The organism is Vreelandella sp. H-I2, assembly GCF_052959335.1.
The window spans coordinates 238,379-250,678 of record NZ_JBRAMC010000002.1 but is presented as its reverse complement, the minus strand read 5'-3'; the positions used below and the strand labels follow the sequence as shown (position 1 = coordinate 250,678).

The window sequence follows — 12,300 nt, the reverse complement described above, 5'->3', positions numbered from 1 at the left end:
ATTTTTAGGAGGCTGACCCTATGTCCCGTGCCCATCTACCTTCGGGATACGTTTTCCCAATGCCTGGCAGCGCCTTACTCAGCGCCTGGCGTGAAGGTTACACGTTGGGAAAATTTAAGCGCGATGTGTTGGCGGGGCTGACGATTGGCGTGGTGGCTGTTCCACTATCCATGGCGCTAGCGATTGCCACCGGCGTGCCGCCTCAGCATGGGTTATACACCGCTATCGTGGCAGGGGCGGTGATTGCATTAACCGGCGGCTCACGGTTTAACATTTCAGGCCCTACCGCCGCCTTTGTAGTGATCCTATTTCCCATCGTGGCCAACCATGGCTTGGGCGGGCTGCTGATTGCTACCTTTATGGCCGGCGCTATTTTGGTGGCACTGGGGCTTTCGCGGCTGGGCAGCCTGGTTCAGTACGTGCCCTACCCGGTGATTCTGGGCTTTACAGCAGGCATCGGGGTAGTGATTGCGCTTCTTCAATTGCCCGATTTTCTGGGTTTAACCGATGTCGAACTAGGCGACAGCACCCTGCATAATCTCATCTTGATTGGCCAAGCACTGCCCTCCCTGTCGCTGGCAGAGATCGGCGTGGGGCTCGTCACCTTGGCAGCACTGATAGTCTGGCCGCGCTTAAAAACACCTGTACCGGCACCACTGGTAGGTTTAGCGATGGGTACGCTGGCTGCCTCGCTACTGTTAATGGTTGGCGTTGAGGTCGACACTATCGCCTCGCGGTTTAGCTGGGAGTTCCAGGGTGAAAGCGGCAACGGTATTCCACCCTTCGCACCTAGTTTTATCGCCCCTTGGCATTTCCCGGGGGCGGATGGCACGCCGCTGGTAATCAACCTTGCGCTGATTCAAGCGCTGCTCGGCCCGGCGCTGGCGATCGCCTTACTCGCAGCGATTGAATCATTGCTGTGTGCCGTCGTCGCTGACGGCTTAACTCGTACACGTCACGACCCTAACGTCGAACTGATTGGCCAAGGACTCGGCAATTTAGTGGCGCCCTTCTTCGGTGGCATTACCGCAACCGCAGCGCTTGCCCGCACAGCCACCAATGTAAAAAGCGGCGCTTTTTCGCCTATTGCCGCTTTAGTGCACGCGTTGGTGGTGTTGCTTGCGGTAGTCGCACTGGCGGGAGTGCTTGGTTTCGTCCCCATGGCCGCCCTAGCCGCGCTGTTATTCATTATTGCTTGGAACATGAGCGAGGCGCGTCACTTTGTGCATACGCTGAAAAGCGCCCCCGCCAGCGATGTGTCGGTGCTGTTGATCTGCTTCGCACTCACGGTTGTTTTCGACATGGTGATCGCCGTGGCCGTGGGTATTGGCCTAGCCGCCGCCCTGTTTATCCGTCGTATGGTACAGCTAACCAATACTCAGCGCTTGGCAACGCCTTCCACGGGCGAACACTTCCCACCGGAAGTAGCGCTCTACAAAATCAGTGGCCCTTTGTTTTTTGGTGCGGCAGAAAAAGCCATCGCTACGCTGCGAGTGATTGATCACAGCGTACGGATAGTCGTCCTGGATATGCGCGACGTACCTAGCCTGGATACCACGGCCATGGTCGCGCTGGACACGCTCCGCCGGGAGCTTGGTGAGCAAAGTGTCGGGGTAATATTTGTTGGTTTGCCGCCACGCATGGCGCTGAAACTAAAGCGTGCAGGCATTCGCCGTGAAGCAGGCAAATTAGCGGTCGTGAGTCACCTTACTCACGCCGAGCGCATGGCGCGGCGCTGGCTAGGTCGCGAGACTCCTGCGTAGGCTAAATAACAGCTATGCTATGACATTGTCGGAATTAAAAAGGGGGATTTTTATCCCCCTGGTATGACGTCAATTAACCAGATGTCAGCTAGCCATATCGAGCACAATGCGACCCTCTATCTTGCCGTCAATCATACGCTGGAAGACATCGTTGATATTATCCAGTGTATCGGTTGCTACTGTCGCTTTGACCTTACCCTCGGCGGCGAAATCCAGCGCTTCCTGCAGGTCGCTGCGCGTGCCCACGATAGAACCGCGAATGGTGATACCGTTGAGCACCGTGCTGAAAATTGGCAGCGGGAATTCGCCCGGAGGTAGGCCATTAAGCACCAGCGTGCCGCCGCGGCGTAGCATATTCTGGGCCTGATCAAATGCTTTCGGCGATACCGCTGTCACCAATGCCCCGTGAGCGCCGCCAATGGTTTTCTTCAGGTACGCCGCCGGGTCGGTTTTCATAGCATTAACGGTTACCGTGGCGCCTAAACGCTCGGCCAGGGCTAGCTTACCGTCATCGATATCAACAGCCGCCACATTCAGCCCCATTGCTTTGGCGTACTGCACCGCCATATGGCCCAGGCCACCAATGCCCGAAATCACCACCCACTGGCCGGGGCGGGTATCGGTCATTTTCAAGCCTTTATAAACCGTTACTCCCGCGCATAGTACCGGGGCTATTTCGATGAAATCGACGGCATCAGGCAGGCGCCCTACATAGCCTGCATCCGCTAGAGTGTAGTCCGCAAACCCGCCGTTAACGCTGTAGCCAGTATTTTGCTGGGACTCGCACAGGGTCTCCCAACCACCTAAGCAATGCTCGCAGTAGCCACAGGCCGAGTAGAGCCAGGGCACACCGATGCGATCACCCTCTTTGACGTGAGAAACACCTTCACCTACCGCCACGATATGCCCAACGCCTTCGTGACCGGGAATAAACGGTGGCGAGGGTTTTACCGGCCAATCACCGTGAGCGGCATGTAAATCGGTATGGCAAACCCCAGAGGCCGCCACTTTCATCAATACTTCGCCCTGCTTAGGACGAGGTACATCGACTTCTTCTATAGCCAACGGCTGGCCAAACTCACGAACGACCGCCGCGCGCATTGTGCTATCCATGATGCAACTCCTATGGTTTTCGATACGGCAGTTTAATGACTGCTCTTATCGGTAGAGTCAGCGTCAGGGGGACTGACAGTACCGCCCGGCAAACCACCGGACGGTATGGCTAGCAGAGCGGCTTAGAAGAAGCCCAGCGGGTTGATATCGTAACTGACCAGCAGGTTTTTGGTCTGCTGGTAATGCTCAAGGGCGACTTTGTGAGTTTCGCGGCCAACGCCGGATTTCTTGTAGCCACCAAATGCCGCGTGGGCGGGATACTGGTGATAGCAGTTGGTCCACACGCGACCCGCTTGAATGCCACGGCCCATGCGGAAGGCGACATTAATGTCGCGGCTCCACACGCCGGCGCCCAGGCCGAACTCGGTGTCGTTGGCAATCGCCAGCGCCTCTTCCTCATCTTTGAAGGTAGTGACTGCGACTACAGGGCCAAAGATCTCTTCCTGGAAAACGCGCATCTGGTTATTGCCCTTCAGCAGCGTGGGCTGAATGTAGTAACCGCTGTTGATGCTGTCGTCCATGGTCTCTTTATTGCCGCCGGTGAGAAACTCTGCACCTTCTTCGCGGGCGATATCCATGTAGGACATGATTTTGTCGAATTGCTCTTGGGAGGCCTGTGCACCCACCTGCACATCGGTGTCTAGCGGGTTGCCGCGCTTGATGGTTTGGGTGCGCTCGATCACCTTGGCCATGAACTCGTCGTACATGCTCTCTTGTATCAATGCCCGCGAAGGACAAGTACATACTTCGCCTTGGTTAAAGAACGCCAGCACCAACCCCTCCACCGCTTTATCAATAAACGTCGGCTCGGCGTTCATAATATCGGCAAAGTAGATGTTAGGGGATTTACCACCTAACTCTACGGTCGACGGGATAATGTTTTCCGCCGCGCATTTTAGAATATGCGCACCGACAGGGGTGGAGCCGGTGAAGGCGATCTTGGCGATACGCTTGCTGCTGGCCAATGCCTGCCCCGCTTCTGCGCCAAAACCATTGACGATATTGAGCACGCCTGGCGGTAGCAGGTCGCCAATCACGTCTATTACTTTCAGTATCGAGGCAGGGGTTTGCTCGGCAGGTTTAAGGATCACACAATTACCCGCCGCCAGAGCAGGTGCGAGCTTCCAGGCGGCCATAAGGATCGGAAAGTTCCAGGGAATAATTTGCCCCACCACGCCCAGCGGCTCGTGGAAATGATAGGAGACGGTGTTGGCGTCGATATCTGCCGCAGTTCCTTCCTGCGAGCGTAAGCAGCCCGCAAAGTAGCGGAAGTGGTCAACAGCCAAGGGAATATCAGCATTGAGGGTTTCGCGTACTGCTTTACCGTTATCCCACGTTTCAGCTACCGCGAGCATTTCCAGATTTTGCTCAATGCGGTCGGCGATTTTTAGCAGGATATTGCTACGCTCTTGAACGGACGTTTTCCCCCAGGCAGGCGCCGCCTTATGAGCTGCATCCAGGGCTTTATCGATATCCTCTGCCGTTGAGCGGGGGATTTCGCAGAAGACATGGCCATTGACAGGGCTAATATTGTCAAAGTATTGACCTTTCACCGGGGCAACAAATTCGCCGCCGATATAGTTACCGTAGCGTTTTTCAAACGACACCACAGAACCGTTATCACCAGGGTTGGCGTAGATCATTGTATAGCTCCTGAGTATTATGATTATTAAAGGTGCTTTGACAGTGTTGTTCAGTAAAGCAAATGGCGATATAGCCCGATAGCAGGATTAGCCCTCATCCCTTGGTAGGAGACGCCATGTATTCCCTGTTGGTGGCAGATGACCATCCACTATTTCGCGACGCGCTACAGACCGTGGTGAGTAGCGGCCTGGCTAATAGCCAACTGCTGGAAGCGGAGAGCCTCGCTGATGCGATAACGCTGGTGGAACAGCACACTGAGCTGGATTTGCTTTTGCTGGACTTAAGCCTACCGGATGCCGAGGGGCTGGAAGGATTAACCCGCCTGCGCGAGGAATTCCCCTGGCTGCCGGTAGCGATTGTGTCTGCACACCAAGAGCGACAATTAGTGCTTGATGCCATTACCTTGGGCGCGGTGGGCTATATACCCAAATCCACGCCGCGGGTGGCATTGCTGGTGGCGTTAACGCAGATTCTTGAAGGCCAGCTCTACCTGCCACCCGATATTATGCGCCGCCCGGCGCCGCGTGTTGCTTCGGCCTCACTTACCGCTAGCGCCATGGCTACCAGTGAGCGCTTGGCGCGTTTAACCGAGAAACAATTGGCGGTATTGGTCTGCCTGACCAAAGGGATGTCAAATAAGCAGATTGCCAGGGAGCTATCGATTGCTGAAACCACCGTTAAAACTCACGTATCGGCGATTTTGCGCAAACTAAACGCCACCAGCCGGGTCCATGCGATTGTGATCGCTGGCGAGGAAGATTTAAGCTTTTATCAGGCCAAACTCGCTCACTAGCTTTTATTTAGCAGAGTGCCAAGCAGCATACGAAGCCGCAATGGCTTTAATGGTTTGAGTAGACAATGCATACCCGCTTCGCGGGTAGCGCGCTTAATTTCTGCTTCATGATTAGCCGTAATCACTACAGATGCCAAGCCAGGGTATCGGCGCTGCAGCCGTGCGGCCAAACCGATGCCCGTTTCGCGATGTTCGCCCAAATGGTAATCGACCAGTAGCACCTCGGGGCGCTCACCATCGCTGGCGGCCTCTAAGGCAGAGACAGTGGCTGCTGCGCGCACCCGGCACCCCCAACTGCCCAGCAGCGCCTGCATCCCTTCAAGAATAGCCAAGTCATCATCAATCACCCAAATGACACAGCCGTGTAAGGGATCTATCTCTTCAGGTGACGAGGGGGCGCTTTTTTTGGGCAGTGCTATGGGCAAGGCGGCCTCTGCGTAAGGCACCGTGATCGAAAACAGTGCTCCCTCGCCGGGGCGTGATGTGAGAGATACGGGCTGTTCCAGCATGGTACTGATGCGGTCAACGATAGCTAGCCCCAAACCTAAACCACGGCTGTGCGCACTATTCACTTGGTTAGCACGTCGAAACTCCAGAAAGATTGCTTCGCGCTGCTGCTCTGGAATACCCGGGCCGGTATCACCTACCATAATTTCCAATCCATCCCGGCGACGCCGACAGCCCAGCAGTACGCGTCCATGCTCGGTATAACGCACTGCATTACTTAGGAAGTTTCGAATCACCCGTGCCAGCAGCGCTAAGTCGGATTCAATCACCGTACTGGATGGCACGTAATGCAATGCCAAACCACGCACCCCGGCCACTTGGCGGTACTCCTCTGCCAACGCGTCCAATAATGTGCTCACCGCAAAAGGTGCTTTATCGGCGTGTAATACCCCAGCATCCAAGCGTGAGATATCCACAAGTGTTCCCAGTAATCCTTCGACATCTTTTAAAGAGCGACCGATATGCCCCACCAGTGCTTGCGATGCATCAGGAAGCGCATGGGTTTCCAAGGCACTGGCAAATAGTCTGGCTGCATTTAACGGCTGCAGCAGGTCGTGGCTAACCGCTGCTAAAAATTTGGTTTTAGAGAGATTAGCCGCTTCGGCTTCGGCTTTGGCAGCCAACAAGCGTGTGTTAACTTGCCCCAGCTCATCTAATGCGCGATGAAGGGCATCAGTGCGCTCCCGCACCTGTTCAGCGAGCAAGACCGAACGTTCGAAAGCGGCATAAGGGGCAGCGTCGGCGCTGCCGCCCGTTTCCACCCGCTCCATCAGCGCATGGCAGACTTTACGCAGGCGACGGTTCTCTTCGCGTAACGTCTCCTCGCTTGTCGCTTGAGCGTCACCCACCGCGTTAGTAGTGGTCGAAAGCTGGAAGAGATCCAAACGCCACCCCCGTAAACGTCTGATTCACATGCATACCATGATGTTGCTCACCGTAGGTATTGAACCCTACAACCCCTGCTTGGCGCAGCAGCTGCGACGCTTGTTCTACATGATCTAGCGCTTCAAGCTCCATACGGCGTAGAAAACAGTCACAGCCAATAATCACGCTAGGCGTACCCAGCCTAGCGCTCACCCCGGCAAGCATCATTTTTAGGTTTTCGAGTAATGGCGTTGATTGCATAGCCGTCAGCACAATGCCGTTTTCCACCGCACAGTAGAAGCTCAGGCTACCGTCGCTATGCACACGCTGTATGGAGCGCACGTAGTGCTGCCCACCAATGCGGACAGCTAATGGGTGACGGGCAAATATCACTGCGCTGAGCTGCTCTGGAGCAACACCAACCAAGTCGGCGTACACCTGCGCGGCAGGTAAACCATTGAGCTCGATTACCCGCCGACGCTCACGGTTCACCTCAGTTACCACCAGCTTATGAGTTAAAGGGGTTAAATGATGGGTTGAAAACACTTCAAAAGGGAGCCTGGTATTAATCATGACCACAACAGCCGCGTGGCTATGGAAGCGCCCGGCAGTGTAAACATGGGTATGACTAAGATGATTATCGTCGCCCGCTGAGCCGCCAAAGCTAGGTATATGCCCCAATGCAGCATCTAAGGTGGCGAGCACTTGCTCTTCACGACTGGATAAACCATCCAATAACGTTAATACAAAGCTATGTTCATTGATTGGCGCGATGGTTTGTCGACGGCAGCGCGCCAGCAGCCCATCCACCAGCGGCTGGGCGTGGGTCAATTCAAAATGGTCCAGGTCATCAATGAGCGCCGTTTCGACAGCAAACAGGCGCCGATCAAACCCCATCGCCACGATGGTGCCTCGGTCGTAACCGAGTGGGGTAATTTCCCCAGCCGTTGTACAGCCACTTAGCAGCGTTGAGGGAAAGTGGCTTTCCAGCGCGTCTGCCAGTCCCGCTAAATCATACTCCGCACTACAGAAAAACAGCACGAATCCCAAGTGTTCATGCTGTAAAGCGTCGGCTAGCTCAGCCGCTGCAAAGTACGCATTGGTATGCTGACTGGCCGCAGTGAGAATACCTTGCTCAATCTGATAAGTGGTCACGACACCACCTCTCCAACGCGGAATGCGTATGCGCCGCTGTAAGCCTTATGGTACTGAACATCTCATCGAGTTGGCTGAAGGTGGCTCGCTCCGTATTGGCTAATATTTCAAGTTGCTTCGCCAATTCAGCGAGTTGTTCGGCCCCCATGCTCACTGACTCGCCACGCAGCTGGTGCGCCAAGCGCATCACTTGCTGTTTCTGCTCCGGCGTGAATGGCGTAATCGCTAAACAAGCAGCTAGTTGAGCAGAATAGTTGCTTACTTGCTGGTGATAAAGCATGACCAGTTGGGCCAGACTCGCTTTTCCTAGGGCCAATTTCAGGCTGGCAAGCGTATCGACATTAAGCAACGATGGCGCCCCAGTTAGCGTTTTTGACACCTCTAATGCCGATGCAGAACCTTTGTCTGGGGATGCAGAAAGCTGCAACGCCAGCACATTACTTAACGCTGAGAGTGACAGTGGCTTGGTAATGTAATCGTCCATCCCGGCAGTCAGGCAGCGTTGACGGTCATCTTCAGCGCCGCCAGCCGTCATGGCAACAATGGGAACATTTGCCAACCATCCGCCCTGCTCGCGTAATCGCTGAGTGACGATCAAACCACTCATATCAGGCAACTGAATATCCATAAAGATAAGATGCACTTGCTGTGACTGGACCATCGTCAGAGCGTCATGACCATTCTCAGCCCAGACCACCTCGCACCCTAAGCGTGACAATAAGCCAACAGCGACTTTGTGGTTGACGGCGTTGTCCTCCACCAGCAGCAATGTTGTCCCGGAAAAATCTCGCTTAGGGGCTGAGGGTAGCGACATTAATACAGGGTCAGCATCGACTAAAGGTAACTCACACCAAAAGGTACTCCCCTGACCTACTTGGCTCTTAACCCCTAACCGCCCCTGCATGGCTTCGCTTAGCCGTTTGCAAATCGCCAGCCCTAGCCCAGTTCCACCAAAACGCCTTGCCACCGACTCATCCGCTTGGTGAAAAGGCTCAAAGAGACGCTCTTGCTGCTGTTCGCTCACACCACAGCCTGTATCAATCACCTCGAATAACAGCCGTTCCACCGTTGAAGACACTTTAACGCTAACGTCTCCCCGGTCGGTGAACTTGATCGCATTTGCGATCAAGTTCAGCAGTATTTGCCGTAAACGGCCTGCATCGACCAATATCCACTCAGGCACCAGCGGATCAACGTAAACACGCAGTGCTAATCCTTTTGCCGTTGCCCTGGGCGCAAGCAGCAACACCACACTATCGATAAGTGGTTTGAGTTCCGTGGGCGCTGTTTCAAGGGTCAGATGACCTGCTTCGATTTTAGAAAAATCGAGGATCTCATTGATCATTGCCAGCAATTGATTGGCGCTATCGTGAATCGTGTGGGCGTAGTCTTCTATTTGTGCAGGGTTTGTCGACTCGCGTAATAGCTCGCTCATGCCAATAACGCCGTTCAGCGGTGTGCGAATTTCATGGCTAACCATGGCCAAAAAATCTGACTTGGCTTGGTTAGCTGCCTGAGCCTGCTTGGCGGTAACTTCTAACTGCTGGCCAAGCTGCTCCTGCTTGCGCCTTATCGCTGCACTTTCACGCATCTCACGCACCAAGAAGGCAACGACCAAAAAGGCTGCCAAACTCATACCGACGATCAGGGTCATGAGCAGTTTATAAAGCAGACTGAGCTGGGCTCGCTCTTCTGTCGTCGACTCTGCCAAATAGCCATTAATCACGATGACCAGGCGCTCGGTTAACCGTGTTAATGTCTGTAGATTTTCTTCTAGCGCCGGTACTGGCAGTTGCTCAACTACCTCGTAAGGCTCAAACATACTATCGAGTACATCGAGCTGTTGTTGGATCTGGCGCAGCAGCGCACTCGCGGTATCGATCTCTTGCAATAATGTGCTGACTTCTCCCTCATTGAGCAGCGTTATCCGACTGTACAACAGCTCAAAGCGCAGGTTTAGCTCATCGTGTGCCGCGGGGGTAAGTGGCCCATGCGCTACTGTCAGCAAATGGTTTAACAATTGCACTGCATCACGGTCTAACTTATAGACAACCCAAGCAGTATCTTCGCGTAGGCTTTGAGTGAGGTTTTCCTGCCGCCAAGCGGCTAACGTAGCGACGACCAGCGCCGCGGCCAACAGTAGGACAGCAATGATAGCCACAAGCTTAAAGCGACGAGGATAACGTAGCAGACTGGCGGCCTGCGTTGTTGAAGCGCTAGCGGACATCAATATGCATAACCTGCCATACCGCTCTAAAGCGTATTTTTTCGCTTAACAGCGCTTCATCATGATCAAAGGGATAAAGCACCCATAAAGGACCATATTCACGAATCGGAATCGCTTTCTGATCCTTTTGCAAAGCCAACATAACGTCGTACTGTTCGAAATCACTGACCGGTATCTCAGCTTCATAGCCGTTCAGTGCAGCGACATGAACAGAGTCACTTTGAGCGCCTAAGTGCGTTAGCAAATCACGCATCAAAGGGCCGCGATAGTGGCTGCTACCTTCGGTCCAGGGCGTACTGGTTTCAAACGAGTGCTGTGGTAATGCCTCTAACATGTCACGGTCAAACTGCGCTTCACTCCCGACATTCGTATGCTTAATATTCCCGCTAACGGTCAAAATAACAGGCCCGCTAGGCATGCCTAAGTCATCGCCTGTTTCAGCAATCCCCGACAGGGGAGCACTGAACATCAGCACGACCCACCCCATTAACAATGCTTTCACAGTACACACCTCACGAAGGGCAACTTACTGGTTCCAATGCCCAAAATAAAAGAAGACAGCGTAAAGATTACGCCATCTTCTTAAACGGGTCAGGTCCAATACTGCTTTTTCGTCACTAAAGCGTCATTTACGCTTCCCTTTTAAGCTATGAATCCAAGTTGTCCAACCGCTCAAAGCGCACTAAATCCTCGTAAGCATGCCAACTAGCATGACCCAAAACGGGTAAAATCAACGCTAAACCAATATAGAAGGTCATCACACCAATCAGTACACACAGCGTAAGTATCACTGACCATAACAGCATGACGCGGAAATTACGTCCGACACAGCGCACGCTGGCTTCAATACCTTCCATAAAGGTTAGGTCTTGATCCATCAAGGTAGGAATCGCTACGACGCTAATCGTAAACGCACCAAACGCCAAAATACCCCCCGCTACCGTACCCACCGCTAGCATACTCAACCCTTCTGACGTAGTGAGAAGCGCGGTATACAGTGTGGCGGGGCTGGGGATTTCAAAACCAAAAAAGAGTGCAAAAAGAAGCGTTGCCAAGCGAATCCAGGCGAGGAAGAAGATCATCATCATGACGCCCATCATTGCCAACTGGCCGGCATGAGGTCGCCAACTGCCGAAAGCATCCCCTAAGTTAGGCACTTGCCCGTTCTCCAGCGCGCGACTAATGCCATAAGAGCCGACGGCCACCAGTGGGCCAATAAACATAAAGCCTGCAATCATAGGCAGCAGCCAGTACCAATACCCCAACGTAAAAGCACCCAGGGTAATAGCGATACTAAGTCCAACCCAGAACATGCCATAAGAAAGGCTCACGACTGTTGCACGGCGAAAATCCTCCACGCCAGCAGCTAACCATGCCCTTGGCCGCTCCATACCGACCTTGTTAATAGTGATTTTAACGCTGGGCAGATCCGAATGGTGGCTTGTTTTTGTTGTCGTCGCATTCATGGCATCACTCCTGTTCTTCCCGATATAGATCCTGATCTCAGGATTTACCTCAAAACATCAGCGCTCATTAATCGCTGAAAGCATTAATACCAGCTTAATGACTTAACGCTCTATTAATGTAGCTGAATAACGGTTGCGAGGCGTGGGACGTCCGATTGTGCGTACAAAAAATCCACGAAAGTGCGAGAAAGCGACAATTAAATTGTTGCGTTAGAAAAAGTAGATGTAGTGGTAGATATAGATAAAAACACGATATAGCCAAGCATAAAAAAACTCCGAGCAAGTTGCCCGGAGCTTTTTAGTTTACTTTGCACGGCTCTCTACGCTAGTACGCTATTCCTAGCGCACAATCATTACCGATACTTTGGCATGATGCACGACGTGCTCAGCGTTGGGACCTAACACGTAGTCAACAAACTTACGTTTGGTATGAGAAGCCATAACGATCAGATCAACATCCAGTTTTTTGCCTACTTTAATAATCGCCTCCCACGGCGAGCCATCGACAAGGATACTCTGCGTTTGGATCCCCTCAGGAACGTTCTTTTGAATGAACGCGTGCTGCGCCTCTTTTATTACTTCATGCGCCTTTTGTGAAAAATCTTTGGGAAAGTAAGCACCCACCATGGGCATTTTAAATTCCGGCAGCACGGTCACTATATGCAGCGACGCGCCAAAGGTTTCACAAAGGGTGATTGCCGTGGGCAGCGCTTTCTGCCAGGAAGCCTCTTCATTGAGATCCACGGGTAGTAAGATTTTCTGATACAT

Annotated in this window: 10 protein-coding genes; 2 read left to right on the top strand and 8 right to left on the bottom strand. The window is 53.3% G+C overall.

All coding sequences use genetic code 11. The features are described 5' to 3' along the window. Nucleotides 1–20 precede the first annotated feature (20 nt). Nucleotides 21–1,763: a C4-dicarboxylic acid transporter DauA gene (gene dauA, locus ACUVOF_RS05740; protein WP_447043426.1), complete on the top strand. Its 1,743-nt coding sequence runs from the start codon at nucleotides 21–23 to the stop codon at nucleotides 1,761–1,763. Between the two features lie 84 nt (nucleotides 1,764–1,847). Here the strand turns inward: dauA and adhP are convergent, their stop codons facing one another. Beyond that, a complete protein-coding gene (gene adhP, locus ACUVOF_RS05735) occupies nucleotides 1,848–2,876 on the bottom strand; it encodes an alcohol dehydrogenase AdhP (RefSeq protein WP_447043425.1) in 1,029 nt (342 codons plus the stop codon). A gap of 122 nt (nucleotides 2,877–2,998) precedes the next feature. Then, nucleotides 2,999–4,519 carry an acetaldehyde dehydrogenase ExaC gene (exaC, locus tag ACUVOF_RS05730; RefSeq protein ID WP_447043424.1) on the bottom strand — a complete coding sequence of 507 codons (1,521 nt, stop codon included), beginning with the start codon at nucleotides 4,517–4,519 and terminating at the stop codon, nucleotides 2,999–3,001. Nucleotides 4,520–4,635: 116 nt separating this feature from the next. Here exaC and ACUVOF_RS05725 point away from each other — a divergent pair, with 116 nt between their 5' ends. Further along, on the top strand, nucleotides 4,636–5,313 hold the full coding sequence (locus ACUVOF_RS05725) for a response regulator (protein ID WP_113269101.1): 678 nt from the start codon (nucleotides 4,636–4,638) through the stop codon (nucleotides 5,311–5,313). Here the strand turns inward: ACUVOF_RS05725 and ACUVOF_RS05720 are convergent. From ACUVOF_RS05720 to ACUVOF_RS05695, 6 genes are all read right to left on the bottom strand, one after another. Then, nucleotides 5,310–6,704: an ATP-binding response regulator gene (locus ACUVOF_RS05720; protein WP_447043423.1), complete on the bottom strand. Its 1,395-nt coding sequence runs from the start codon at nucleotides 6,702–6,704 to the stop codon at nucleotides 5,310–5,312. The two genes, ACUVOF_RS05725 and ACUVOF_RS05720, sit on opposite strands and share 4 nt — an antisense overlap. Further along, nucleotides 6,673–7,839: a nitric oxide-sensing protein NosP gene (nosP, locus tag ACUVOF_RS05715; protein WP_447043422.1), complete on the bottom strand. Its 1,167-nt coding sequence runs from the start codon at nucleotides 7,837–7,839 to the stop codon at nucleotides 6,673–6,675. Before nosP ends, ACUVOF_RS05720 begins: the two co-directional genes overlap by 32 nt. Beyond that, the gene (locus tag ACUVOF_RS05710; protein WP_447043421.1) at nucleotides 7,820–10,066 is read right to left on the bottom strand and encodes an ATP-binding protein; all 2,247 of its coding nucleotides are present in this window, start codon (nucleotides 10,064–10,066) and stop codon (nucleotides 7,820–7,822) included. Before ACUVOF_RS05710 ends, nosP begins: the two co-directional genes overlap by 20 nt. Then, nucleotides 10,056–10,553 (bottom strand): molybdopterin-dependent oxidoreductase, encoded by a 498-nt coding sequence (locus ACUVOF_RS05705; RefSeq protein ID WP_447043788.1) that lies wholly within the window; start codon nucleotides 10,551–10,553, stop codon nucleotides 10,056–10,058. The genes ACUVOF_RS05710 and ACUVOF_RS05705 overlap by 11 nt, the downstream gene beginning before the upstream one ends. A gap of 160 nt (nucleotides 10,554–10,713) precedes the next feature. Beyond that, the gene (locus tag ACUVOF_RS05700) at nucleotides 10,714–11,532 is read right to left on the bottom strand and encodes a DUF2189 domain-containing protein (protein ID WP_113269097.1); all 819 of its coding nucleotides are present in this window, start codon (nucleotides 11,530–11,532) and stop codon (nucleotides 10,714–10,716) included. A gap of 339 nt (nucleotides 11,533–11,871) precedes the next feature. Next, nucleotides 11,872–12,300 carry a universal stress protein gene (locus ACUVOF_RS05695; RefSeq protein ID WP_113269096.1) on the bottom strand — a complete coding sequence of 143 codons (429 nt, stop codon included), beginning with the start codon at nucleotides 12,298–12,300 and terminating at the stop codon, nucleotides 11,872–11,874.